The organism is Pseudomonas sp. H2_A10 (assembly GCF_054680085.1).
In genome coordinates this window covers 4,093,275-4,117,268 of sequence record NZ_CP162821.1, presented here as the reverse complement: position 1 = coordinate 4,117,268, position 23,994 = coordinate 4,093,275, and the positions used below count along the sequence as shown (strand labels likewise).

23 protein-coding genes are annotated in these 23,994 nt (G+C 61.9%); 10 read left to right on the top strand and 13 right to left on the bottom strand.

Going from position 1 to position 23,994, the window contains the following annotated elements; all coding sequences use genetic code 11:
* The first annotated feature begins 120 nt into the window (after positions 1-120).
* Entirely contained in the window at positions 121-1,845 is a 1,725-nt protein-coding gene (ggt, locus tag AB4O23_RS19410) for a gamma-glutamyltransferase (RefSeq protein WP_460089723.1), read from the top strand.
* A gap of 60 nt (positions 1,846-1,905) precedes the next feature.
* On the top strand, positions 1,906-2,700 hold the full coding sequence (gene xth, locus AB4O23_RS19405) for an exodeoxyribonuclease III (RefSeq protein ID WP_017528986.1): 795 nt from the start codon (positions 1,906-1,908) through the stop codon (positions 2,698-2,700).
* Between the two features lie 30 nt (positions 2,701-2,730).
* Here xth and AB4O23_RS19400 read toward each other — a convergent pair whose 3' ends face one another.
* The 3 genes from AB4O23_RS19400 to AB4O23_RS19390 form a co-directional block, all read right to left on the bottom strand.
* Entirely contained in the window at positions 2,731-3,267 is a 537-nt protein-coding gene (locus AB4O23_RS19400) for an AAA family ATPase (protein WP_017528987.1), read from the bottom strand.
* Positions 3,264-3,827, bottom strand: coding sequence for a nicotinamide riboside transporter PnuC (gene pnuC, locus AB4O23_RS19395; RefSeq protein ID WP_017528988.1), 564 nt, complete (start codon positions 3,825-3,827; stop codon positions 3,264-3,266). Before pnuC ends, AB4O23_RS19400 begins: the two co-directional genes overlap by 4 nt.
* Positions 3,828-3,942: 115 nt before the next feature.
* A complete protein-coding gene (locus AB4O23_RS19390) occupies positions 3,943-5,577 on the bottom strand; it encodes a methyl-accepting chemotaxis protein (protein ID WP_017528989.1) in 1,635 nt (544 codons plus the stop codon).
* A gap of 230 nt (positions 5,578-5,807) precedes the next feature.
* Between AB4O23_RS19390 and AB4O23_RS19385 the strand changes: the two genes are divergently transcribed.
* The gene (locus AB4O23_RS19385) at positions 5,808-6,638 is read left to right on the top strand and encodes an undecaprenyl-diphosphate phosphatase (RefSeq protein WP_017528990.1); all 831 of its coding nucleotides are present in this window, start codon (positions 5,808-5,810) and stop codon (positions 6,636-6,638) included.
* On the top strand, positions 6,635-7,018 hold the full coding sequence (locus AB4O23_RS19380) for a DUF1294 domain-containing protein (RefSeq protein WP_017528991.1): 384 nt from the start codon (positions 6,635-6,637) through the stop codon (positions 7,016-7,018). Before AB4O23_RS19385 ends, AB4O23_RS19380 begins: the two co-directional genes overlap by 4 nt.
* Here AB4O23_RS19380 and AB4O23_RS19375 read toward each other — a convergent pair.
* Positions 7,007-7,363, bottom strand: coding sequence for an MmcQ/YjbR family DNA-binding protein (locus AB4O23_RS19375; RefSeq protein ID WP_017528992.1), 357 nt, complete (start codon positions 7,361-7,363; stop codon positions 7,007-7,009). The two genes, AB4O23_RS19380 and AB4O23_RS19375, sit on opposite strands and share 12 nt — an antisense overlap.
* Complete coding sequence (locus tag AB4O23_RS19370) at positions 7,360-8,268, bottom strand: LysR substrate-binding domain-containing protein (protein ID WP_017528993.1); 909 nt, start codon at positions 8,266-8,268, stop codon at positions 7,360-7,362. The genes AB4O23_RS19375 and AB4O23_RS19370 overlap by 4 nt, the downstream gene beginning before the upstream one ends.
* Before the next feature lie 125 nt (positions 8,269-8,393).
* Here AB4O23_RS19370 and AB4O23_RS19365 point away from each other — a divergent pair, with 125 nt between their 5' ends.
* Positions 8,394-9,005 (top strand): FMN-dependent NADH-azoreductase, encoded by a 612-nt coding sequence (locus AB4O23_RS19365; RefSeq protein WP_017528994.1) that lies wholly within the window; start codon positions 8,394-8,396, stop codon positions 9,003-9,005.
* A 211-nt stretch (positions 9,006-9,216) separates the two neighbouring features.
* Positions 9,217-10,254 carry an alpha/beta hydrolase family protein gene (locus tag AB4O23_RS19360; protein ID WP_017528995.1) on the top strand — a complete coding sequence of 346 codons (1,038 nt, stop codon included), beginning with the start codon at positions 9,217-9,219 and terminating at the stop codon, positions 10,252-10,254.
* On the opposite strand, the gene AB4O23_RS19355 is transcribed toward AB4O23_RS19360, so the two are convergent.
* The 4 genes from AB4O23_RS19355 to AB4O23_RS19340 form a co-directional block, all read right to left on the bottom strand.
* The gene (locus AB4O23_RS19355; protein WP_460084596.1) at positions 10,248-11,423 is read right to left on the bottom strand and encodes an MFS transporter; all 1,176 of its coding nucleotides are present in this window, start codon (positions 11,421-11,423) and stop codon (positions 10,248-10,250) included. The two genes, AB4O23_RS19360 and AB4O23_RS19355, sit on opposite strands and share 7 nt — an antisense overlap.
* A 136-nt stretch (positions 11,424-11,559) precedes the next feature.
* Positions 11,560-13,146, bottom strand: coding sequence for an ABC-F family ATPase (locus tag AB4O23_RS19350; protein WP_026067350.1), 1,587 nt, complete (start codon positions 13,144-13,146; stop codon positions 11,560-11,562).
* A 142-nt stretch (positions 13,147-13,288) separates the two neighbouring features.
* Entirely contained in the window at positions 13,289-14,527 is a 1,239-nt protein-coding gene (locus AB4O23_RS19345; protein WP_460060284.1) for an MFS transporter, read from the bottom strand.
* A gap of 121 nt (positions 14,528-14,648) precedes the next feature.
* Complete coding sequence (locus AB4O23_RS19340; RefSeq protein ID WP_460060282.1) at positions 14,649-15,053, bottom strand: TIGR03067 domain-containing protein; 405 nt, start codon at positions 15,051-15,053, stop codon at positions 14,649-14,651.
* Positions 15,054-15,383: 330 nt separating this feature from the next.
* Between AB4O23_RS19340 and lpxO the strand changes: the two genes are divergently transcribed.
* Positions 15,384-16,283, top strand: coding sequence for a lipid A hydroxylase LpxO (lpxO, locus tag AB4O23_RS19335; RefSeq protein WP_017529000.1), 900 nt, complete (start codon positions 15,384-15,386; stop codon positions 16,281-16,283).
* A gap of 19 nt (positions 16,284-16,302) precedes the next feature.
* On the opposite strand, the gene ligD is transcribed toward lpxO, so the two are convergent.
* Together ligD and ku are read right to left on the bottom strand one after the other, a co-directional pair.
* The gene (ligD, locus tag AB4O23_RS19330) at positions 16,303-18,801 is read right to left on the bottom strand and encodes a DNA ligase D (RefSeq protein ID WP_460060280.1); all 2,499 of its coding nucleotides are present in this window, start codon (positions 18,799-18,801) and stop codon (positions 16,303-16,305) included.
* A 24-nt stretch (positions 18,802-18,825) separates the two neighbouring features.
* Positions 18,826-19,665, bottom strand: a complete 840-nt coding sequence (gene ku / locus AB4O23_RS19325) for a non-homologous end joining protein Ku (RefSeq protein ID WP_065876883.1) — start codon at positions 19,663-19,665, stop codon at positions 18,826-18,828.
* Between the two features lie 187 nt (positions 19,666-19,852).
* On the opposite strand from ku, the gene AB4O23_RS19320 reads away from it, so the two are divergent.
* A complete protein-coding gene (locus tag AB4O23_RS19320; protein WP_017529003.1) occupies positions 19,853-20,167 on the top strand; it encodes a hypothetical protein in 315 nt (104 codons plus the stop codon).
* A 10-nt stretch (positions 20,168-20,177) separates the two neighbouring features.
* A complete protein-coding gene (locus AB4O23_RS19315) occupies positions 20,178-21,326 on the top strand; it encodes a PQQ-dependent sugar dehydrogenase (protein ID WP_017529004.1) in 1,149 nt (382 codons plus the stop codon).
* A 72-nt stretch (positions 21,327-21,398) separates the two neighbouring features.
* On the opposite strand, the gene AB4O23_RS19310 is transcribed toward AB4O23_RS19315, so the two are convergent.
* Together AB4O23_RS19310 and AB4O23_RS19305 are read right to left on the bottom strand one after the other, a co-directional pair.
* On the bottom strand, positions 21,399-21,878 hold the full coding sequence (locus tag AB4O23_RS19310) for a nuclear transport factor 2 family protein (protein WP_017529005.1): 480 nt from the start codon (positions 21,876-21,878) through the stop codon (positions 21,399-21,401).
* A 40-nt stretch (positions 21,879-21,918) separates the two neighbouring features.
* Entirely contained in the window at positions 21,919-22,482 is a 564-nt protein-coding gene (locus tag AB4O23_RS19305; RefSeq protein WP_065876885.1) for a TetR/AcrR family transcriptional regulator, read from the bottom strand.
* Positions 22,483-22,606: 124 nt separating this feature from the next.
* On the opposite strand from AB4O23_RS19305, the gene pssA reads away from it, so the two are divergent.
* Entirely contained in the window at positions 22,607-23,950 is a 1,344-nt protein-coding gene (pssA, locus tag AB4O23_RS19300; RefSeq protein ID WP_460060278.1) for a CDP-diacylglycerol--serine O-phosphatidyltransferase, read from the top strand.
* The last annotated feature ends 44 nt before the right edge of the window (positions 23,951-23,994 follow it).

Genomic DNA, 23,994 nt, shown 5'->3' with positions numbered 1-23,994 from the left:
CATGGGTGTTTTGATGGCCGTTCTGTGACCGACAAGTTCTGTAATAAAAACGCCATTGCGCTGGGGATTAAACCCGCCACGGGCTATTTTGGTGCATCTCAATAACCAGAGTAGCCATGGATGAAATACCAACCCTTCAGCCGTACCTTGATTGCCACCGCGCTGGTGTTGACGGTCAGTGGCGTGCACGCCGCGTCCCAGGCCCCGGTGGCCGGTGAAAATGGCATGGTGGTGACGGCCCAGCACCTGGCAACGCATGTGGGCGTGGATGTGCTCAAGGCGGGCGGCAACGCGGTGGATGCGGCGGTGGCCGTGGGCTACGCGCTGGCGGTGGTCTACCCGGCGGCGGGTAACCTGGGCGGCGGCGGCTTCATGACCGTGCAACTGGCGGATGGGCGCAAGACCTTCCTCGACTTCCGCGAAAAAGCGCCGCTGGCGGCTACCGCCAATATGTACCTGGACAAGGACGGCAACGTCATCGAAGGGCTCAGCGCCAAGGGCCACCTGGCCGTCGGCGTACCCGGCACGGTTTCCGGCATGGAGCTGGCCCTGAGCAAATACGGCACGCTCAAGCGCGCCCAGGTGATCGCCCCGGCGATCAAACTGGCGGAAAACGGCTTCGCCCTGGAGCAAGGGGATATCGACCTGTTGCACACCGCCACCGGCGAGTTCGAAAAAGACAAGGACCTGCGCGGTATCTTCCTGCACAACGGCCAACCGATGCAGGTGGACCAGAAGCTGGTACAGAAAGACCTGGCCAAGACCCTCAAGGAAATCTCCGCCAAGGGCGCGGACGGCTTTTATAAAGGCTGGGTCGCCAAGGCGCTGGTGGATTCCAGCCAGGCCGGCAAGGGCATCATCACCCAGGCGGACCTGGATAAATACAAGACCCGCGAACTGGCGCCCATCGAATGCGACTACCGTGGCTACCACGTGGTCTCGGCGCCGCCTCCAAGCTCGGGCGGCGTAGTGATCTGCCAGATCATGAACATTCTCGAAGGCTACCCGATGGCCGACCTGGGCTATCACTCGGCCCAGGGCCTGCACTACCAGATCGAAGCGATGCGCCACGCCTACGTGGACCGCAACAGCTACCTCGGCGACCCGGACTTTGTGAAGAACCCGATCGAGCATCTGCTCGACAAAAACTATGCGACCAAGCTGCGCGACGCGATTGAGCCGCAAAAGGCCGGTGACTCCCAGGCGATCAAGCCGGGCGTGTCGCCCCATGAAGGCAACAACACCACCCATTACTCCATCGTCGACAAGTGGGGTAACGCGGTTTCCGTCACGTACACCTTGAACGACTGGTTCGGCGCGGGCGTGATGGCGAGCAAGACCGGCGTGATCCTCAACGATGAAATGGACGACTTTACCGTCAAGGTCGGCGTGCCGAACATGTATGGCCTGGTGCAGGGTGAAGCCAACGCCATCGCCCCAGGCAAGGCGCCGCTGTCGTCGATGAGCCCGACCATCGTTACCAAGGATGGCAAGGCCGTGATGGTCGTGGGCACGCCGGGCGGCAGCCGTATCATCACGGCGACCTTGCTGACGATCCTGAATGTCATTGACTACAAGATGAACATCCAGGAAGCGGTCGACGCGCCGCGTTTCCACCAACAGTGGATGCCGCAAACCACCAATCTGGAGACCTTCGCGGTCAGCCCGGACACGCAAAAGATCCTCGAAAGCTGGGGCCATCAGTTCGCGGGCCCGCAGGATGCCAACCACTTGGCGGCGATCCTGGTAGGCGCGCCATCCCTGGGGGGCAAACCGGTGGGTAACAACCGCTTCTACGGCGCGAATGACCCGCGTCGCAATACCGGGCTGTCGCTGGGTTACTAAGACGGAACATCGACCCACCTTCCAGGCTCTACCCAAAGAGCCCTGGAAGGAGCCCGTTCCATGAAAGCGCTTAAAATTGCCACCTTCAACATCAATGGTCTGCGGGCGCGCCTGCCCAACCTGCTGCAATGGCTGGCGCGCGAGCAGCCCGACATCGTCTGCCTGCAAGAACTCAAGGCACCGCAAAGCCTGTTCCCCTACACCGACTTCGAAAGCGCCGGCTACGGTGCGATTTGCCTGGGCCAGGCGGCGTGGAACGGTGTGGCGATCCTGGCGCGGGACGCCCAGCCGCTGGAAAGCCGACGTGGTTTGCCCGGCGATGACGACGACAACCAAAGCCGCTATATCGAGGCAGCCGTGCACGGCGTGTTGGTTGGCTGCCTGTATTTGCCCAACGGCAACCCGCAACCGGGGCCGAAATTCGACTACAAACTGGCCTGGTTCGAGCGCTTGATCGACTACGCGGGCGCGCTGCAAGCCAGCAAGCATCCCGTGCTGTTGGCGGGGGATTTCAATGTGGTGCCCACTGACCTGGACATCTACAACCCGCGCTCCTGGCTCAAGGATGCCTTGCTGCAACCTGAGAGCCGCGCCTGTTACCGGCGGCTGCTCGACCAAGGCTGGACCGACGCCCTGCGGCACCTGTATCCCGAGGAGCGTGTGTATACGTTCTGGGATTATTTCCGTCAGCACTGGCAAAAAAATTCCGGCCTGCGCATCGACCATCTGCTGCTCAACCCGGCACTCAAGCCGTACTTGAAAGACGCGGGCGTGGACGCCTGGGTGCGTAACGAGCCCCACGCCAGTGACCATGCGCCGACCTGGATTCAACTGGGCACGCGTAAAAAGCGCTGATGCCCGCGCCGATCAGCATCCGGCCTGCCGTCAGGCGGGTGAGGGCGTGGCGAGCAACTGCGTCACGGCGGCGAACGCCTGGGCGCGCCGCGCGGCCCAATCCCCGCGAATCACCACTACGGGCTGGCGATGCTGCTGCATCCAGTGCAGGCTGGCCTGGAAAAACGCGCGGCGGTCCGCCAGCTCCGGTTGGCAGCGTTGGCCGTCGGCGGTCCATTCGACATCTTCGGGCGAGAGCAGCAAGTGCAGGTCGTAGTGGCGCGCCAGCAACTCGTCATCGAGCCAGGCGGGGTAATCGCCGAACAAGGTCTGGCTCCAGAGCTTGTTGGTGAGCAGGTGAGTGTCGAGGATCAGCAGCCTGGGCTTTGCTGCGCGCGCGGCGTCTTCCCAGGCCAGTTGGCCGTGGGCGATAGCGGGAATATCCGCCAGGCAGGTGTCGCGTTGATGAACATCGATGAAATGCCGCACATATTCGCCGACCATCAAGCCGCCGAAATGCGCGTGCAGCTGCGCCGCCAACCAACTTTTACCGCTGGATTCGGGGCCGGCCAGCACCACTACCTTCATGGCTGCAACGCCGGGTCGGCGCGCCATTCACGCCAGCCTTGCACGGCGATCACAGTGAACAGCGCATAGAGCGCGGCGGTGAGATAGAGGCCTTTATAGAGGAACAGCCCGACGAAGATCACATCCACCGCAATCCACAACGGCCAGCATTGCACGCGCTTTTGCGCCATCCACATTTGCGCGACCAGGCTGAAGCCGGTGAGGGCGGCGTCGAGCCACGGTTGCGCGGCGTCGGTCCAGTGGGCCATGGCGGCGCCTAGCAACAGGCTGCCCACTGCGCCCACGGCCAGGCTGGCCATCACCGCAGGCACTCCCAGCCGGGTGACCTGGCGGCCGTGCTTGACTTCGCCGGCGCGGGTCCATTGCCACCAGCCATACACCTGCAGCGCCGCATAGACCACTTGCAGCAGCATGTCGGAATAGAGTTTCACGTCGTAGAACACCCAGGTATAGAGCAGCACCATCACCAGGCCGATGGGCCAGCACCACGGGTTTTGCTTGACCGTCAGCCAGACAGCGATCACCCCCAGGGCGGCGGCGATCAGTTCAAGCCCGGACATGGCGGATCCTTGGGGGAGTGGGAGAGGGCGGTGATTGTAACCAGAGGTAAGCAATCTTCAAAACACTGAAGGGCAAATGTGGGAGCAAGCCCCCTCCCACATCTTGATATGTACGTCAGACCTTGAATTGGCGGAGCAGGCCGTCGAGTTGGTCGCTCAAACCGCGCAACTGGGTACTGGCCAGGCTCGACTGCTCTGCGGCTATCGCCGTGCTGTGGGACAAGCCCGCAGCCTCGGTAACGTTCTGGTTGATGTCTTCCACCACGTGCGCTTGTTGCAGGGTAGCGCTGGCAATCGAGGCGTTCAGGCCGTTGAGGTTGCGCAGGGCCTGGCCGATGGCCGTGAGGCTGGCGCCGGCCTGGCCTGCTTGCTCGATGGTGAGTTGCGAGGCGCTGTGGCTGTCGCTGATCACCTTGACCGCCGCTTCCGAGTGGCCTTGCAGGCGCTCGATCATCACCTGGATTTCGGCGGTGGATTTTTGCGTGCGCTGGGCAAGCAGGCGCACTTCGTCGGCCACCACGGCGAACCCGCGACCTTGCTCGCCGGCACGTGCCGCTTCGATGGCGGCGTTCAGGGCCAGCAGGTTGGTTTGGTCGGCGATGGAGCGGATCACTTCCAGCACGCCACCGATCTGTGTGCTTTCGCTGGACAGGGTGCGGATCACTTCAACGGCCTGGCTGATGGTATGGGACAGCTGATCGATCTGCTGCAGGCTGCCGTCGATATTGACCTGGCCTTGTTGGGCCTGTGCTTCGGCTTCGCGCATTTCGCTGGCGGCATGTTCGGCGTTCTTGGCCACGTCCTGCACGCCGTAGGTGACTTCATTGATGGCGGTGGCCACCAGTTCCATCTGCTGCGACTGCTGTTGGCTGCGGTCATGGGCCTGGCTGGCGTTATTGCCCATCTCCGTGGACGATTGCCCAAGGGCGTTGGCGCACGACTGCAACTGGCTCACCACCTGGCGCAGCTTCGCGGTAAAGCTGTTGAAGTGCTGGGACAGTTGGGTGACTTCGTCGCGGCCGTGGGTGTCGAGGCTGCGGGTCAGATCGCTTTCGCCGCTGGCAATATTGCCCATGGCGTTCACTGCGGCCTGCAACGGTTGCACGATGCTGCGGGCAATCAACGCCACCAGCAAACCCATCAGCAGCGCGATGCCCAGCACAATGAACGAGGCTTTCCACACTTGGGCGCTGAACTCGGCTTGCACATCGTCCACGTATACGCCGGAGCCGATGATCCAGCCCCAGGGTTCAAACAGTTGGATATACGAGGTCTTGGCCACCGGCGCTTCGGAGCCGGGCTTGGGCCAGCGGTAGTTGACGATGCCGGCGCCCTTGGCCTTGGCCAGGCTGACGAACTCGTTGAAGATCGCAAAGCCGTCCGGATCGCGGATAGCCGAAAGGTTCTGGCCGTCGAGCTTGGGGTTGGTCGGGTGCATGATCATCACGGGCGTGAGGTCGTTGATCCAGAAATAATCATCATGGCTATAACGCAACCCACGCACTGCGCTCAGGGCTTGTTTTTGCGCGGCTTCGCGGGTCATCACGCCGGTGGTTTCGAGGCTGTGATAAAACGTCAGTATCCCGCTGGCGGTCTGGACCACGTGCTGGGTCTGTTGGCTTTTGGCCTGGTAAAGATCGTCATGAATCTGCTTGAGCATCAGCAAACCCAAGGCCAGCAGCATCAGCACGGCGACTATCAGGATCAGCCAAAGGCGGCGGCTGATCGACATATTGCGCAAACTGTTCATCGTCCTGTCACTCCGGGCTTTTTATAATTGTGGGCGTCGCATCGACTTTTACGCCTTGTCTGATAGGCTTTCGGCCTGAAGTCGCAAAACCTGAGTACTGTCTGATTTTTCACGAAATTTTGCAGGCCGGCATTGATCGCCATCAACGCCGGGCCTTTCGCGCGCTCGGTCAGTGAACCATTAAAAAAGATTGATAAGGCATGCCACCGCGCATGACCTTTGGGGGAAGCATGGATTTTTGGACCGCCATTCAGGCATTGATTCTTGGCGTAGTAGAGGGGCTTACAGAGTTCCTGCCGATTTCCAGCACCGGTCACCAGATCATCGTCGCCGATTTGCTCGACTTCGGCGGCGAACGCGCGATGGCGTTCAATATCATCATCCAGCTCGGCGCCATCCTGGCGGTGGTCTGGGAGTTCCGTCGCAAGATTCTGGATGTGGTCACCGGCTTGCCCACCCAGCGCAACGCCCAGCGTTTCACACTCAACCTGTTGATCGCGTTTTTGCCCGCCGTGGTGCTGGGGGTGATTTTCGCCGACCTGATCCACCATTACCTGTTCAACCCGATCACCGTGGCCACGGCGCTGGTGGTGGGCGGCATCATCATGTTGTGGGCCGAGCGCCGCGAGCATGAGGTGCACGCCGAGAGTGTCGACGACATCACCTGGAAAGACGCACTCAAGGTCGGCTTCGCCCAGTGCCTGGCGATGATCCCGGGTACGTCCCGCTCCGGCTCCACCATCATCGGCGGCCTGTTGTTCGGCCTGTCGCGCAAGACCGCCACCGAGTTCTCATTCTTCCTGGCCATGCCCACCATGGTCGGTGCGGCGGTGTACTCGGGCTATAAGTACCGCGACCTGTTCCAACCGGCGGACCTGCCGGTGTTCGCCATCGGTTTTGTGACCTCGTTCATCTTTGCGATGATCGCGGTCAAGGGGCTGCTCAAGTTCATCGCCAGCCATAGCTATGCGGCGTTTGCCTGGTACCGCATCGGGTTTGGCCTGTTGATCCTGGCGACCTGGCAGTTCGGCTGGATCGACTGGGCAGCGGCCAAGGCATGAGCATCCAGCATCCGCGCTTGAAGGCGGCGATCTTTGCGCTGTTGTGCGCGGCGCCGCTGCTGGGCTCGATAGGGGTGTGGCGGCGCGGTGAAACCGTGATCCCGCTGGCGGCCTACGGCCTGGTCAGTGTGGTCGCGTTTTTGCTGTACTGGAGCGATAAGCGCAAGGCGCGCACCGACAGTTGGCGCACCCCGGAAAACATCCTGCATGCGGTGGAACTGGCAGGCGGTTGGCCAGGCGCGTTGATTGCCCAGCAGGTGTTGCGCCACAAGACGCGCAAAGTGTCTTACCAGGTGCTGTTCTGGGTGATCGTGCTGCTGCATCAAGTATTCTGGCTGGACCAGTTGTTCCTGGGCGGCAGCTGGCTGTCAGTCCTCTAGCAGCAAGCCGATCTGCGTGCGCTTGGGCAGTTTGCTCACCACCAGTTGGTGGGAACGCCGCAACAAGCCGCGCAGCTCCTCGGCGCCGAGCGGGTAGGGCGTGTTCATGATCACCCACTGCGCACGCGCCAGGTACGGCGCGGGGTGGATGCCGGGGCGGTCCACGTGGCCCAGGAACAACGCTTTATCGACCTTGAACGCCAGCGAGTCGCCGCGCAGGTTCTGTAACGCGAACATCTTGTTGCCGGCAATCGAAAACACCCGCACGCCACCCCATTTGTAGTCCTCCCGCGCGCCGGGCAGGCTCAGGCAGAACGTGGCGACGTGTTCTTCGGTCATCTTCATAGCAGGCGGTCTCCGCAGCTTTTAAAGCCTTCTTCCAGATAATCGATCCAAGCGCGAATGGCCGGCAGTACGCCACGTCGATGGGGGTACACCGCCTGTAGCCAGCCGCCGGGCAACGACCACTCGGGCAGCAGTTGCACCAAGCGACCGCTGGCCAGCTCTTCCTCGCAATACATCATCGGCAGCACGGTAAAGCCCAGGCCCATGATCGCGCTGGCCTTGCGTACGTTGAAGTCATCCACGCCCAACCGCGCTTCCATCACCAGGTCGTGCGGGTTGCCCCGAGGGTCGAGCATACGCTGGTGCACCATGCGGTCGGCCTCCAATGCGCCAAGTATCGGCAAGTGCTTGAGGTCATCGAGGGTGCTGACCTGGCGGCCGTTTAGAAAGTTGGGGCTGGCAACCAGCACGGTCTGGGCCGGACGCAGGCGCTTGGTGACCAACAGCGGGTCCTCGTCGCCCAATTCGCGCACGCGCAGGGCCACGTCGATGCCTTCGGCCACCAGGTCGACACGGCGATTGACCAGGGTCATTTCCAATTGCACCTGGGGGTGGGCGGCGAGGAACCCGGCAACCACGTCGGGCATCATGTTTTGTGCCAAGCCCACCGGGCAAGTGACTCGCAACCGCCCGCGCGGCTCGCTGGACATACTCGCCACGGCCTCATCGGCCATCTCGGCTTCCAGCAGCATTGCCTGGCAGTGACGCAGGTAGCGCTCGCCAACGGCGGTCAGGGTCAACTGCCGGGTAGTGCGTTGCAGCAGGCGCGCGCCCAGGCGTTCTTCCAGCTCGGCAATGCGCCGCGACAGCCGTGACTTGGGAATGCCCAACAGCCGACCGGCGGCCGCGAAACCGCCGGCTTCGACAACTTTGGCGAAATAGTAGAGGTCGTTAAGGTCTTGCATGGTGGAGCCTATTGTCCTGTCAGTGGGACAAACTATCGCATTTCAGACGGCTTATCGAACATTGGTTTCATACGTAGTATCACCACCATCTGATCGCCACCGTCGATCCCATTCGGAGACCTACCATGAAACTGTTGCACATCGATTCCAGCATCCTCGGCGACAACTCGGCTTCCCGTCAGCTCAGCGCCGGCGTTGTCAAAGCCTGGCAGGCGGCCGAACCGGGTGTGGAAGTGACTTACCGCGACCTGGCCGACGACGCTATCAACCACTTTTCCGGCGCCACGCTGGGTGCATTGGGCACCGCCGCTGAGCTGCGCGATGCCGCGCAAAAGCACGAAGCCGAGCTGAGTGCCTCGTCGTTGGCGCAATTTCTTGCCGCCGACGCCATCGTGGTGGGCGCGCCGATGTACAACTTCACCATCCCGACTCAGCTCAAAGCCTGGATCGACCGCATCGCCGTGGCCGGCCAGACCTTCCACTACACCGAAGCCGGCCCGGAAGGCCTGTGCGGCAACAAAAAAGTCATCATCGTGTCTACCTCCGGTGGCATGCATGCCGGTCAAGCCACCGGTGCGGCCCACGAGGGCTACCTGAAACTGCTGTTCGGCTTCCTTGGCATCACCGATATCGAAATCGTGCGTGCCGAAGGCCTGGCCTACGGTGATGAAGTGCGCAGCAAGTCCATGAGCGACGCCAACGTACTGATCAACGAACAATTGTTCGCCGCCGCGTAAGGCTTGTGTAAATTTCGCTGTCCCCCGGTTTCAATCTGAAACCGGGCGCCTAAACTCTGTATTCTGCTCGCCTGAACGCGACCGGAGTGCGGAGTTTTTTCGTTTGCCCGCGGTCTTTTTTAATGTGGCCCAGGTTGTGCAAGCATGGGTTCGACACCCTGGGCTTTTCATTCGACATGTCGGTTCTCACGCAGCAAAGGTGGACATCCCCATGATGCGTCTTTGTGCTGTTATGGTTCTTTCCCTGCTCGGCAGCCTGATTTCAGTGCACGCCGCGCCCGCGCCGCACCCTCATTGGAGTGTGGGCTTTCATCGCATGACGTTTCTCGACCCGCTGGATTTGCAGCCAATGAAGGCCGTCGCGTTCTATCCCTCCACCGACACCGAGCACAGCACGCAGGTGGGCGCCTATCACGTCGCCGCCACGGAAGACTCCAAGATCGCCATCGGCCGTTTCCCGATGCTGATGCTGTCCCATGGCAACACCGGCACGCCACTGGCGTTGCATGACCTGGCCACCTCGCTGGCGCGCAAAGGGTTTGTGGTGGTGGCGGTGCTGCACCCCGGCGACAACTATAAAGATCACAGCCGCCTGGGGACGCTGAGCAACCTATATGGGCGGCCGATCCAGATTTCCGAAGCCATCACCGCGACCCTGGCGGACCCGATGCTGTCCCCCTTCGTTGACGTCGACCAAGTGGGCGTTATCGGCTATTCCGCCGGCGGCGAGACGGCATTGATCCTGGCGGGTGCCAAGCCGGATTTCGATCGCCTGCGCCGCTATTGCCAGGAGCGCCCCGAAGACCGTGATGCCTGTACCACCAAAGGCGAGCTGGTGGTCGACCGGGATGACTTGCAGCCGCAGTCCGACCCACGTATCCACGCGCTGATGTTGATGGCGCCCCTGAGCCTGATGTTTGGTCGGCACACCCTGGCCGACGTGCATGTGCCGGTGCTGCTCTACAGCGGTGACGGTGACAAGCTGGTGGCCGTGGACAAAAACGCTGCGGCCCTGGCGCGCAAACTGCCGCAGCCGCCGGATTTCAAACTGCTGGCCGGGGCAGGGCACTTCGTGTTCATGGCTCCGTGCGACAGCGACCAACTGGCGGCAATGCCGGCCATCTGCACGGATGCCGACGGCGTCGACCGCGAAGGCATTCACCGCGACCTTATTTCCGAGGCCGGACGCTTTTTCGCCCACACCCTCAGCGAACCTACCCGCGCCGGCCTGCAAACGGCTGATCAGTAAGCGCGCCGCTGAAGCAGCAAGGTCAAGCCCAATGCCGTGACCGACAGCAGCGCGGCGCAGAAGAAAATCCAGCCATAGCCAAGGTTCAGCGCTACAAAGCCCATCAACGGCCCGGCAATCGCCAGGGCCAGGTCGAAGAACACCGCGTAGGCGCTCAACCCGGCGCCACGGCTGCTGTTGGGCACCTGCTTGATGGCTTCCACGCCCAGCGCCGGGTACACCAGCGATAAACCGAAGCCGGTCAGCCCGGCACCGATCAACGCTACGCCGGTGGTAGGGGCCAGCCAGAGCAGCGTGAGGCCCAGGGTTTCGATGACCATGCAGGCAATCGCCGCGCGAAAGCCGCCAAAACGGCTGATCGCCGAGATAAACACCAGCCGCGACAGAATAAAGCACAGGCCAAACACCGTGAGGCAGTACGCCGCGCCGGTCCAGCCGCGATTGAGGTAATACAACGTGATAAAGGTGGTGAGGGTGCCGTAGCCGATGGACGCCAGGCACAAGCTGGCGCCAAACGGGGCGATACGCCCGAACACCGCCCAGAACGGCAGGCGTTCGCCGCGCACCACCGGCACCGATGGCTTGTTGCGGATCAGCACCAGGCCCAACGCCGCCAACACGGTGAGTGCCAGCCCCAGGCTGTTGTAGCCGTACTCGGCGACCATCACCACGCCCAGCGGCGCACCAATGGCGATGGCGCCATAAGAGGCGATGCCGTTCCAGGAGATCGAACGCGCCGTATGCTCCGCGCCAACCTGGCCCATGCACCAACTGATGGTGCCCACGCCGATTAACCCTTGGGCCACGCCCAGCAACAGCCGGGCGACGATCAGAATGCCCAGGCTCAAGCCGGGAATGCCGTGCAGCAGCGTCGCGAAAAATGTCAGCACGCCACTGATCAGGATGCCGACCAGTCCCAGCACAATCGCACGCTTGGTGCCGACGTTGTCCGACATCCGCCCGGCCATCGGGCGGCTGAGCAGGGTGGCCAGGTACTGCGAGCCGATAGTCAGCCCCGCTACCACCGCGCTGAAACCCAGTTGCTCATGTACATAGCCAGGGATCACCGCAATCGGCAGGCCGATGCAGATAAAGGCGATAAAGGTGTAGAAGACGATGGAGACGATCTGCAGGGTGATCGACAGGGAGGAGGGGGCGGCGTTGGGCATGGACATTCGTTCGCTGGCGGGCGGTGAGGGCCATGATGGCATAACCCGACTCTGACGCCACCGCAATATCAATGTGGGAGGGGCTTGCCCCTCCCACATGTGGGTCCTGCGTTGTGCTTGCCGCTGAGCGTTGTACTTAGAACACCACGCCCTGGCTGCGCAGGTAATCGTCATAGGTGCCGCTGAAGTCGATCACGCCATCGGCGCTCAGCTCGATGATGCGGGTGGCCAGGGACGACACGAACTCACGGTCGTGGCTGACGAAGATCAGCGTGCCCGGGTAGTTCTCCAACGCCAGGTTCAGTGCTTCGATGGACTCCATGTCCAAGTGGTTGGTCGGTTCGTCCATGATCAGCACGTTCGGCTTTTGCAGGATCAGCTTGCCGAACAACATGCGGCCTTGCTCACCACCGGAGATCACCTTGACCGACTTGAGGATCTCGTCGTTGGAGAACAGCATGCGGCCCAGCGTGCCACGGATCATTTGTTCGCCCTGGGTCCACTGGCCCATCCAGTCGAACAGGCTCATGTCGTCTTCGAAGTCGTGGGCGTGGTCCTGGGCGTAGTAGCCCAGCTCCGCGGCGTCGGTCCACTTGATGCTGCCCGCGTCCGGGGTCAGTTCGTTGACCAGGGTGCGCAGCAGGGTGGTCTTGCCGATACCGTTCGGGCCGATGATCGCCACGCGCTCGCCGGCTTCAACCTGGAAGCTGAAATCCTTGAACAGCGGCTTGCCGTCGAAACCTTTGGCCATCTTTTCGACCATGACCGCCTGGCGGTGCAGCTTTTTGTTCTGCTCGAAACGGATGAACGGGCTCACACGGCTCGACGGCTTGACTTCGGCCAGCTGGATCTTGTCGATCGCCTTGGCACGGGAAGTCGCCTGCTTGGCTTTCGAGGCGTTGGCCGAGAAGCGGCTGACGAACGATTGCAGCTCGGAGATCTGCGCCTTTTTCTTGGCGTTGTCCGACAGCAGTTGCTCGCGCGACTGGGTCGCCACGGTCATGTATTCGTCGTAGTTGCCCGGAAACAGGCGCAACTCGCCGTAGTCCAGGTCAGCCATGTGGGTGCACACGCTGTTCAGGAAGTGACGGTCGTGAGAGATGATGATCATCAGGCTGGAGCGCTGGGTCAGGATGTTTTCCAGCCAGCGGATGGTGTTGATGTCCAAGTGGTTGGTCGGTTCGTCGAGCAACAGCACTTCAGGGTCGGAAAACAGCGCCTGGGCCAGCAATACGCGCAGCTTCCAGCCAGGCGACACCTCGCTCATCGGGCCGAAGTGTTGTTCCAGGGGAATACCCAGGCCCAGCAGCAGCTCACCGGCGCGGGATTCGGCGGTGTAGCCGTCCATTTCGGCGAACTCGGTTTCCAGCTCGGCCACGGCCATGCCGTCGTCTTCGCTCATTTCGGGCAGCGAGTAGATACGGTCACGCTCGGCCTTGACCTTCCACAGCTCCTCGTGGCCCATGATCACGGTGTCGAGCACGGTGAATTCTTCGTAGGCGAACTGGTCCTGGCGCAGTTTACCCAAGCGCACGTTCGGCTCGAGCATGACCTGGCCACCGGACGGATCAAGGTCGCCACCGAGGATTTTCATGAAGGTCGACTTGCCGCAACCGTTGGCACCGATCAAACCATAACGGTTACCGGCGCCGAACTTGACCGAGACATTCTCGAAGAGCGGCTTGGCGCCGAACTGCATGGTGATGTTAGCTGTGGAGATCAATTACTTTACCTATCAATGGGTTGCGAGCATGGCGGCAAGCGCCGTCAGGCAGGCATCAACAGCGACATCAAGGCGCGAAACCCGGTCGCTGAGCAAAAAATGGGGGATGTGTGTTGGAATTTGGCGCGCATTGTCGCATATGTCAGGCGACAGTTGTATGGCACGCGAAAGATGGTGTTGCCAAGGTTTCCGGCATCGCCAGCCACAATAGCGCCAATGCCACGGCTGCTACGCCGGCCAGGGTCAGGAACGCCGCGTTGTAGCCCGCCTGTTGCACCACGAAACCGGCCAGGCTGTTGCTCAACGCCGCGCCCAGGCCAAACACCGTCGACAGGGCACCCAGGCTGACGTTGAAGCGTCCGGTGCCTTGAGTCAGGTCCTTGACGATCACCGGGAACAGCGCGCCGAAGATTCCCGCGCCCACGCCGTCGAGCAACTGCACCGCCACCAGCCAGTAGGGATCACCCGACAAGGTGTACAGCACGCCGCGCAATGGCAGGATCAAGAAACCGGCGAGCAGCAGCGGCTTGCGCCCCCACACATCGGCCTTGACCCCCACCAGCCAGGCCACCGGCACCATCACCAATTGCGCGGCGACGATGCATGCCGAGGTCAGGGGCGTGGCCATCTGCAGGTTGATCTGCGACAGCTTCTGGCTGACCAGCGGCAGCATCGCGGCATTGGCCAGGTGAAACAGCGCGCAGCAAATGGCGAACAGCAGCAGCGGGCGGTTGGCCAGCAACACCTCAAGGCCCGAGGGTTGCTCGTGGTCGGTGTGATGGGCCGGGTCGAAGCCGCGCGCGACGTCATGATCGATTGCCCTGGCCGACACGCAACTGACTGCGATAACGCTGGCCACCGCCATAAAGGCCATCAGGTAAAACACCACCACGGGACCGAACAGATAAGCCAGGCCGCCGGCCAATAGCGCGGCCACCGCATTACCGGCGTGGTTGAAGGTTTCGTTGCGTCCGGTACGACGGGTAAACGCGCGCGGCCCGGTAATGCCCAGGGAAATCGCCGAGATTGCCGGCGCGAACACCGAGGCGGCGACGGCACTGGCGGCCTGGGTCAACGCGACCCATCCGAATGAACTGACAAACGGCAGCATCAGGCAACTGGCCGTCACCAGCAGCGCCGCCACGGCGATCACCGCGCGCTTGCTGCGGGTACGATCGATCAGCGCGCCTGCCGGGCCCTGGGTGATCAAGGCCGCGATACCGGCGAGCGTCATGACCACACCGATGCTGGCCGGGTCCCATTGGTGCACCGCCAGCAGGTAAATTGCCAGGTAGGGGCCAAGGCCGTCACGCACATCCGCCAGGAAGAAATTCAGGCTGTCCAGGGACAAGGTATTACGCAGGTCGGAGCGATGGGCCACGGCGAGATCTTCCGAAGCGCGTTCAACGGCTGAACACGGATTGCTTTAATGACTTGTAAGGCTGCGGATTAGTTTCGCGCGCGGCCCAGTGTTTTCAATCCCGGGCCGTCGGGCTTCTTTTCTAGGCGCCACGGTTATGCGGGGCACGCCGTATGAACGTACGCATGGTTTGGCCGGGGCCCGTGCTGAATACCTGCGGTCTGGGCTGGTGCTCGTCCGCTGCAATAAACACAAACTCGTCCTGCTCCAGGCGATAACTGGCGGGCAGGTATTTGCCGGCGTCATCCCCGATGGCGTCTACCCAGGTAATGCTCTTGGGCGTGGTGGTGCTGTCGAGCAAAAAACGGCCCTTGAGCAACACCGCGCCGTCGACTGTTCGGACTTCGAAGCGGTCACCCGAAATAGTGGTAATTGCCCCAGGGGCGCTGTGGGCGTCGGCGGGGTTGAGCACGCCGCTGTCTTCGAGGCGCGTTTGCTCCCAGTTACCTTGCAGGGCTTGAAAATCGGGGTCTGAAAGGGATGACATGCAACTTCCTTTTTGCTGAAGGGCTAAGCGACGGCGGTAGCCGGTTGCCGCGTACTGAACCGGCTGAAGTGTAACCGGGCGTAGAAAAATGTCTGCTTTTTTGCGCGCGGCGGCTTGGCCGACTTGACTGGCCAATAGACAGCTTTTCACAATTCTTGATTAACTTTTGGTTACAATCTGTGGCTAAATAACTACCACTGGTCACGAACCGGCGCCCTCCAACCGCTTCGTGATGACGGTTTGAATTGTGATTTCAGGTGCTGCATCCATCCCCGGCCGTCGTGGGCACGCGGGAGCAGCCTGTTCTCTTCTGACGTGTGACGAAATCCCTTGAAACTCATCATTGTTGCTCTCTATGTTGCCTCCATTGCGTATGTTCATCTGCGCGGCCGGGTGCGACACAAGCTGGGCCGCCAGCTCAGTGATCATTCGACCTTCCTGGCGCCGGTCAATTGCTTGCTTTATCTCTTCTCCAAGCTGCCCAGCCGACCTTACCTGTCGCCCAGTGACTTCCCCGACCTGAGCCCGTTGCAGGAACACTGGGAAGAGATCCGCCAGGAAGGCCAGGACCTGATGCGCGCCGGGGCGATCAAGCGCTCCGAGCAATATAACGACGTGGGCTTCAACTCGTTTTTCAAATCGGGTTGGAAGCGTTTCTATCTCAAGTGGTACGGCGACAGCCACCCATCGGCGATGAAGCTGTGCCCGCGTACCACGCAGTTGGTGCAGAGCATCGGTTCGATCAAGGCGGCGATGTTCGCCGAGTTGCCGCCGGGCTCCAAGTTGGTGCGTCATCGCGACCCCTATGCGGGTTCCTACCGTTATCACTTGGGCCTGGACACGCCGAATGATCCGGGCTGCTACATCAATGTGGACGGCGAAAACTACTACTGGCGCGACGGCGAGCCGGTGATGTTCGACGAGACCTATATCCATTTCGCCGAGAACACCACGCAGCACAACCGCATCATTTTGTTCTGCGATATCGAACGCCCGATGAAGTACCGCTGGGCTGCCGCGTTCAATCGCTGGTTCAGCCGCACGGTGATGGCTGCCGCGGGCTCCCCCAACGATGATGGCGACAAGACCGGCGGGCTTAACCGCGCCTTCACCCGGCTGTACAAAATTCGCTTGCGCGGCAAAGAGCTGAAAAAGCGCAACCGCATGCGCTACTACCTGGAGAAGTGGGCGATCTTCGCGGCATTGGCGCTGGTTTTTATCCTGATCTGAGACCTGGCCGGGGCGCCCTTTACTGCGGGGGGCGGGCGCCCAGCTTGTCCCACATTTTTTTGCTGATCTTCTGCCGGTTGGCATACCCCGCCCAGGGATCGTCTTTCAACGCCTGCAAGCGCTGCTGCAGGTTGGCCACCGTCCACTGTTGGGCGCCGCGCACGTGCTCCAACTCCTCGCGACTGACCGGCACCGACACTGGCAGCCCCGGCCGCGCACGCACGGAATAGGCGGCCACGGTGCTGGCGCCGCGAGCATTGCGCAGGTAGTCGATAAAGATCTTGCCCACCCGGTTTTTCGGCCCCGAAGTGGCGGTAAAGCGCTCGGGCAGTTGTTGCGCCATGAACTGGGCAATGGCTTTGGCGAAGGCCTTTATCGTGTCCCAGCCATCACGCCGCGCCAGTGGCACCACCAGGTGCAGGCCTTTGCCGCCGCTGGTTTTGACGAACGCATCAAGCCCCAGCTCGTCGAGCACCGACAAGCTCAGTCGCGCCGCTTCCAGCATGGTTTTCCAGGGCAGGGCGGGGTCCGGGTCGAGGTCGAGTACAAACAGGTCCGGCGTTTCGATTTTGTCCGTGGTGGCGCCCCATGTATGCAACTCGACGGTGCCCATTTGCACGGCGCCCACCAGCGCTTGGGCATTGTCGATCTGCATCAGCCGCGCATGGCCTGGATCCAGCGCAGGGTCCAGCTGGGTGATATTGGGAATCGCCAGGCGTTCGGCGTGCTTCTGAAAGAACTGCTCGCCCTCGATGCCCTCCGGCGCCCTTAACAACGACACCGGTCGATTGCGCAGAAAGGGCAGGATCCACTCACTGATGCTGTCGTAAAACTGCGCCAGCTGCTGTTTTTGCGTGCCGCTTTGCCGGTCGATCACGCGCTCGGGGTGGGTGATCTTCACCCCGCTGGTGGCCTTTTTGGCGGGCTGCGCCTTGAGCGATTTGGCCGTGCGCGGCTGTTCATGCACGATCTGCGCGGCGGGTTTGTCGCTGCGCAGCGCCACGAAAGCGGCCTGCCGCACCACGCCCTCGCGGGTCCATTCGGCGAACTGCACCTCGCACACCAGGCTCGGTTCTACCCAATGCACTCCGCGCGCCTGGGCGCTGGTCAAGGGTTTTTGCAGCGGCGAAGACGTACGCTCCAATGGCTTGAGTTGCGCGTGGATACTGGCCAGCGACGCCTGGTCGAAACCGGTGCCCACCCGGCCGGCATAGACCAGCCCGGCATCGTCATTGACCGCCAGCAGCAGGGCGCCAAAACCGCTGCGCGAACCCTGGGGGCGGGTGTAACCGACGATCACAAACTCCTGGCGCAAGCGGCATTTGAGTTTGATCCAGTCAGCGTTGCGGCTGGACACATAGGGGCTGCCCCGACGTTTGCCGATCACGCCTTCCAGGGCGAGGTCACAGGCGCTTTCAAAAATATCCTGATGATGGGCGGTGAACGCTTCGGAAAACCGCAGCAGCTTGCTCTTGCTGCCCGCCAGCGCCGACTTGAGTGCCGCGCGGCGTTCTTCTACGGGTTTGTGGCGCATGTCTTGCCCCGCGAGGAACGGCGCGTCAAACACGTAATAAACGATGTCCAGGCTGCGGCCGATGTCGAAGGCATTTTGCAGCGCCTGGAAATCCGGCAACCCCTCGCCGTTGAGGCTGACCACTTCGCCATCGAGCCAACTGTCCTTGAGCTTGAGCGCCTGCAGCGCCTTGGCCTGGCGCGGCAAGCGGTCAGTCCAGTCATGGCCGTTGCGGGTGAACAGGCGCACTTCGCCATCGCGTATGCGCGTCAGCATGCGATAACCGTCGAACTTGATTTCATACAGCCAGTCGCCTTCCGGTGCGCGGTCCACCAGGGTCGCCAACTGCGGCGTGAAGTGTTCGGGGAGGTCGGCCGCGGCCTTTTGCGCTGTTGCCCGGCGCTTGGGCTTGGGCTTGGGTTTGTCGACCTTGGATGTGCCGACCGAGGCATCGCTGAGCACGCTTTTCGGTTCGGCCTCTACGATGTCGTAGTCGGCGGCGGGGCGTGCCTGTGTGTCTTTTTCCTTGATCAGCAGCCATTGTTGCTTGTCGCCGCTGGCCCTTAAGCGGGTGCGTACCAAGGCCCAGTCCCCCGAGAGTTTTTCGCCGACCAGGGTAAATTTGAGCTTGCCGGCGGCGTAGGCCTTGTGCGGATCGTCATGGGGTTGCCAGACGCCACGGTCCCAGACGATCACATCGCCGGCGCCATACTGGCCGGCCGGGATGCTCCCTTCGAACGCGCCATAGCTCAGCGGGTGATCCTCCACATGCACGGCCAGGCGTTTCTGGCTGGGGTCCAGGCTGGGGCCCTTGGGCACCGCCCAGCTCTTGAGCACACCGTCAAGTTCCAGGCGAAAGTCATAGTGCAGGTTGCGCGCATCGTGTTTCTGGATCACGAACGACAGCGCCGACGCCTTGCGCTTGCCGGCGGGCGCGCTGCCGGAGGGTTCGGCGGTGATGTTGAAATCACGCTTGCGGTTGTATTCACTCAGAGGCTTTGCCATGGCTTTCTCCAACGTACGGCGGGCTCAGGAGGCCTTCTTGGTGGACTTTTTCGCGGCCGTTTTTTTCGCCGCCGGCTTACCCGCCAGGCTGCGCTTGAGCAGCTCGGTGAGGTCAACCACATCGGCCGACTTGCGTTCTTCGCCGGCCTCCTGGGATTCCACGTCTTCGATCTTGCCGGCCTTAGCCTTCCTCGCCACCAGGGCCATGATTTTTTCCTGGAAGGTGTCGCGGTATTCGTCAGGCTGCCAGTCGGCGCTCATGTCTTCCACCAGGCGCTTGGCCATGTCGAGTTCGCCTTTGGCCAGGCTCGGCTGGGTGACGTCGCTGCCCAGTTCCAGTTGGTCCAGGCTGCGCACTTCGGCGGGCCAGCGCAGCATCACCAGCACCATGGCGGACTCCAGGGGCATCACGGCCGCCAAGTGCTGTTTGGTGTGCAGTACCACGTTGGCCAGCGCGACCTTGCGGGTTTTCTTGAGGGTTTCGCGCAGCAACGCATAGACCTTGCCGCCACGTTTATCCGGGGCCAGAAAGTACGGGGTGTCGATGTTCGGCAAGGGGATCTGGTCGCTGGCGACGAAGGCGATGATTTCGATGGTCTGGGTGGACTTGGGGTGCGCCGAGCGAATCTCCTCTTCGCTGAGTACCACATAGCGGCCTTTCTCAAACGCCACGCCCTTGACGATGTTCTCCTTGGTCACCTCTTTGCCGGTGGTTTTGTTGATGCGCTTGTAGCCCACCGGGTCCATGCTGCGCTTGTCCAGCCAGTCAAAGTCCACGCCCTGGGCGGATGTGGCCGAGACCAGTGACACGGGGATATGAACCAAGCCGAAGCTGATGGCGCCTTTCCAGATTGCCCGTGGCATAAGTACGATTCCTTTATAAGAAGCCTGTGTGTTCTGGTGACTTGAACGCGGTGGGAAAAGTTTCGCCGGACGGATATGCGGACAGATCGTGTTACATCTGATGAGGAAGTATTTAGTTACCAAAGCCGAACCCCAGGCGTAGCGTGGCATCGAAAGCACGTACTCCGCGTCCCAGAGAGGCTTTGTCATGAACACCTGTGTACGCCATGTCGCCGCGTTATTGCTGGGCCTGAGCCTGGGGCCGTTCGCCCAGGCGCAAAACCTGCCCGGCAACAACAACCCGAATAACGGCCCGATCCACCGGGCCAACCCCAACAGCATGCAGGGCACCCAGCCCAGTGCGCCGGCGGTTCGGGGTATTCAGACCGGGCCGACCACGCGCCCGCCCACCCTGGAAAACCGCGGCATCGGCAACCGCTATCCCCAGCGCGAAGCCGCCCCCAGCCGCCCGGCCACCGAGACCAAAGCCCCCACTTATGATGCCAACGGCAATCGCCGGTAAGGATTCCTCTATGTTGCTACGCAAAACCCTGTCAGCCGCCTTGTGCGCAATGATCCTGACGCCTGTTTATGCGGCCGATATCCAGCAGTTCCCCAGTGAGCAAGGCAGTATCACGGTAACTCCGATCGCCAAAGGCCTGGACCACCCCTGGGCGGTGGCCTTCCTGCCGGACCGGCAGGGCTTTCTGGTTACCGAACGGCCAGGGCACCTGCGGTTTGTCGGCCCCGACGGCAAACTCTCCGCCCCGTTGAGTGGCGTGCCTGACGTCTGGGCCAAGGGGCAGGGTGGTTTGCTTGATGTGGTGCTGTCGCCGGACTTCAAGCAGGACCGCACGGTGTATTTGTCTTATGCCGAAGGCGGCGGCAAAGGCGGGACGGCCGGCACCGCCGTGGGCCGTGGACGCCTGGCGGCCGACCTCAGCGGCTTGGTGGATTTCAAGGTGATCCTGCGCCAGGAGCCGAAGCTCTCCACCGGCAACCACTTCGGTGGGCGCCTGGCGTTTGATCGCGATGGCTACCTGTTCGTGACCCTGGGAGAAAACAACGAACGGCCTACCGCCCAGGACCTGGACAAGCTGCAAGGCAAGGTCGTGCGGATTTTCCCGGATGGTCGCGTGCCGGATGACAACCCTTTTGTCGGCCAGCCGGGCGTGCGCCCCGAAATCTGGTCCTACGGCCAGCGCAACCCGCAGGGTTTGGCGCTGAACCCCTGGAGCGGCACGATTTGGGAAAACGAACATGGGCCACGGGGTGGCGATGAGGTGAATATCATCGAACGTGGCAAAAACTACGGCTGGCCGCTGGCCACCCACGGCATCAACTACTCCCTGGCGCCGATTCCCGAAGCCAAGGGCAAGACCGCCGAAGGCACCGTGGCGCCGCACCATGTGTGGGAGAAGTCGCCGGCCATCAGTGGCATGGCGTTCTATGACGGTGACCGCTTCAAGGCGTGGCAGCACAACCTGTTTATCGGCGCGCTGGCCAGCCAGGAACTGATTCGCTTGCAGTTCGAGGGTGACAAAGTGGTGCATGAGGAACGCTTGCTAGGCGGCTTGAAGGCACGTATTCGCGACGTGCGGCAGGGGCCTGACGGGTTTCTGTACGTGCTCACCGACGAGGATGACGGCGCGCTGTATCGGGTGGGGTTGAACCAGGACTAGCCACCACAGGCAAGGGGGCCGGCTCCCGATGACAGCAGGGCAGCTATCGGGAGCAAGCCCCTTCCCACAGGTTTACAGGCCCAGGTCGGACAGCCCCGGATGTTCGTCCGGGCGCCGGCCCAACGGCCAGTGGAACCTGCGTTCGCTTTCCTTGATCGGCCTATCGTTGATGCAGGCAAAGCGGTGGGCCATCAGGCCGTTCTCGTCGAACTCCCAGTTCTCATTGCCATACGAACGAAACCAGTTGCCCGAGTCGTCGTGCCATTCATAGGCATAGCGCACGGCGATGCGGTTATCGGTGAAGGCCCATAGCTCCTTGATCAGCCGATAGTCCAACTCCTTGGCCCACTTGCGCGTGAGAAACGCCTTGGCTTCTTCGCGGCTGGAGACGAATTCGGCGCGGTTACGCCATTGCGTGTCCGGGGTGTAGGCCAGGGATACCCGTTGCGGGTCCCGGGAGTTCCAGCCGTCTTCGGCCAGGCGGACTTTTTCGATGGCCGATTCACGGGTGAACGGCGGCAGCGGCGGGCGTGTTTGTGGGGTGGCTGACATTTGACGGCTCCTGTTAAAACGAAGTTGCGCGGCGGTGTATTCATAGCCCCAATAAGGTTCGCGCCATGCATTGCGCGTTATCGGCGGCGGTTGAGTCGCCCATCACCAGGGCAACGGTAATGGCGCCATCGATCAGGATCAGCAGTTGCGCGGCCTGCCGTTCGGGCTCGGGGGTGCCATGGACTTGACACAGTTCGAGCGCGTACTCGAACAGTTTCTGTTTATGGGCCTTGGCCAGCAGGCGGACCGGGTCGTGCGGGTCGCCGGTTTCACCGCTGGTGTTGATAAAGGCGCAGCCGCGAAAGTCCGCTGAGGCAAACCAGGTTTTCAGCGCGCCGAACAGCGCCAGCAGGCGCTCGCCGCTGTCGTCGACGCGTTCCACTTCGCCACGTAGCCAATCCATCCAGCGCTGATCGCGACGTTGCAGGGCGGCCATCACCAACTCGTCTTTATTGGCGAAGTAGCGGTAGATACTTTTGCGCGACACACCGGCGGTTTTCACCAGAAAGTCCATGCCAGTGGCGGCGATGCCATGGCGATAGAGCAGTTTTTCGGTGACGTCGAGGATGATGTCGCGCGTTTCATTACGGGTCATGTCGTTCATGCTCGTGACAGTAGAACGATCGTTCTTCTTGGTCAATCGGCTTTTTCCATGTCAGGCAGCGAGACCTGAGCACACCCATGGTGTAAGCTCGGGGCCTCTTCGGATTCGACCCATTGCGAGCCTTATGCCGTCGTTCTTCAAACGCTCCCTGTTGCCCAAACTACGTGGTTTTGCCCTCACGCCAGACACCCTTGAAGTGCTGTCCGGTGCTGACGCGTATCGTCGTCGCCTGCTGGAGCTCATCCCCCAGGCCACCCGCCGCATCTACATCGTTGCGCTGTATTTGCAGCACGACGAAGCGGGGCAGGAAATCTACGACGCGTTGCACGCCGCCAAGGCCGCGCGCCCGGAAATGGACATCGTGGTGGTGGTGGACTGGCTGCGCGCCCAGCGCGGGCTGATCGGTGCCGGCAAACAGCCGGGCAACAGCGCCTGGTACCAGGCCATGACCCAACGCCACGCCAGCGAAGTGCCGGTGTATGGGGTGCCGGTGCAAACCCGCGAACTGTTCGGGGTGCTGCACCTCAAGGGTTTTGTGATCGACGACAGCGTGCTTTACAGCGGCGCCAGCCTGAATAATGTGTACCTGCACAAGTTCGACAAATACCGCTTCGACCGGTACCACCTGATCCACAGCAAACCCTTGGCCGACTCGATGCAACACCTGGTGGAACACGGCCTGGTGGCGTCCAAGGCCGTGCACCGCCTGGACCTGCCGAACCCGCCGACTACCCGCAGCCTGCGCAACGACATCGGCGACCTGCGCAGCCGTCTCAAACACGCGGCCTATGACACCACGGCGGGGCAGTTGCCCAACGGCCAGCTGTCGGTCAGCCCGCTGCTCGGCGTGGGCAAGAACAACCCGCTGAGCCGGGTGATCCTGGAGCTGATTGCCGGCGCCCAGCATCAACTGACCATCTGCACACCGTACTTCAACCTGCCGCTGCCGGTGACCCGCGAGATCAACCGCGCCCTGGCGCGTGGCGTGAAGATCGACATCATCGTGGGCGACAAGACCGCCAACGACTTCTACATCCCACCCAGCGAGCCGTTCAAGGTCATCGCGGCCTTGCCTTACCTGTACGAAATCAGCCTGCGTCGCTTCGCCAAGCGCCATCAGCCGATGATCGACAAAGGCCAGCTCAACCTGCACCTGTGGCGCGACGGCGATAACACCTACCACCTCAAGGGCATGTGGGTCGATGAGCGCTACACCTTGCTGACCGGCAACAACCTCAACCCGCGTGCGTTCCGCCTCGACCTGGAAAACGCCTTGTTGATCGATGACCCGCAAGGGCAGTGGCTGGCGCCGCGCCGAAGTGAGCTGGGGCAGATTTTCCAGCACACCACGCGTATCGAGCGCTACCAGCAACTGGAGACGCTGCCGGATTACCCGGAGGCGGTCGGCAAATTCCTACGGCGTGTCAGCCGGGTGCGGATTGAACGTTTGCTCTATCGCATCTTGTAAGCCTGGGTCTATCGCGCGGCTCAGGCATTGCACTCACAGCGTTG

Bases quoted from the DNA above. Each gene is read 5' to 3' on its own strand.
- AB4O23_RS19375 (WP_017528992.1), bottom strand. From the start codon at position 7,363: ATGAAGATGACCGAAGAACACGTCGCCACGTTCTGCCTGAGCCTGCCC.
- AB4O23_RS19355 (WP_460084596.1), bottom strand. From the start codon at position 11,423: ATGCCCAACGCCGCCCCCTCCTCCCTGTCGATCACCCTGCAGATCGTC.
- ligD (WP_460060280.1), bottom strand. From the start codon at position 18,801: ATGGCAAAGCCTCTGAGTGAATACAACCGCAAGCGTGATTTCAACATC.
- ku (WP_065876883.1), bottom strand. From the start codon at position 19,665: ATGCCACGGGCAATCTGGAAAGGCGCCATCAGCTTCGGCTTGGTTCAT.
- AB4O23_RS19370 (WP_017528993.1), bottom strand. From the start codon at position 8,268: ATGCAAGACCTTAACGACCTCTACTATTTCGCCAAAGTTGTCGAAGCC.
- AB4O23_RS19310 (WP_017529005.1), bottom strand. From the start codon at position 21,878: ATGTCAGCCACCCCACAAACACGCCCGCCGCTGCCGCCGTTCACCCGT.
- AB4O23_RS19400 (WP_017528987.1), bottom strand. From the start codon at position 3,267: ATGAAGGTAGTGGTGCTGGCCGGCCCCGAATCCAGCGGTAAAAGTTGG.
- pnuC (WP_017528988.1), bottom strand. From the start codon at position 3,827: ATGTCCGGGCTTGAACTGATCGCCGCCGCCCTGGGGGTGATCGCTGTC.
- AB4O23_RS19305 (WP_065876885.1), bottom strand. From the start codon at position 22,482: ATGAACGACATGACCCGTAATGAAACGCGCGACATCATCCTCGACGTC.
- AB4O23_RS19365 (WP_017528994.1), top strand. From the start codon at position 8,394: ATGAAACTGTTGCACATCGATTCCAGCATCCTCGGCGACAACTCGGCT.
- AB4O23_RS19385 (WP_017528990.1), top strand. From the start codon at position 5,808: ATGGATTTTTGGACCGCCATTCAGGCATTGATTCTTGGCGTAGTAGAG.
- AB4O23_RS19340 (WP_460060282.1), bottom strand. From the start codon at position 15,053: ATGTCATCCCTTTCAGACCCCGATTTTCAAGCCCTGCAAGGTAACTGG.
- AB4O23_RS19315 (WP_017529004.1), top strand. From the start codon at position 20,178: ATGTTGCTACGCAAAACCCTGTCAGCCGCCTTGTGCGCAATGATCCTG.
- AB4O23_RS19320 (WP_017529003.1), top strand. From the start codon at position 19,853: ATGAACACCTGTGTACGCCATGTCGCCGCGTTATTGCTGGGCCTGAGC.
- AB4O23_RS19360 (WP_017528995.1), top strand. From the start codon at position 9,217: ATGATGCGTCTTTGTGCTGTTATGGTTCTTTCCCTGCTCGGCAGCCTG.
- xth (WP_017528986.1), top strand. From the start codon at position 1,906: ATGAAAGCGCTTAAAATTGCCACCTTCAACATCAATGGTCTGCGGGCG.
- AB4O23_RS19380 (WP_017528991.1), top strand. From the start codon at position 6,635: ATGAGCATCCAGCATCCGCGCTTGAAGGCGGCGATCTTTGCGCTGTTG.
- AB4O23_RS19390 (WP_017528989.1), bottom strand. From the start codon at position 5,577: ATGAACAGTTTGCGCAATATGTCGATCAGCCGCCGCCTTTGGCTGATC.
- pssA (WP_460060278.1), top strand. From the start codon at position 22,607: ATGCCGTCGTTCTTCAAACGCTCCCTGTTGCCCAAACTACGTGGTTTT.
- ggt (WP_460089723.1), top strand. From the start codon at position 121: ATGAAATACCAACCCTTCAGCCGTACCTTGATTGCCACCGCGCTGGTG.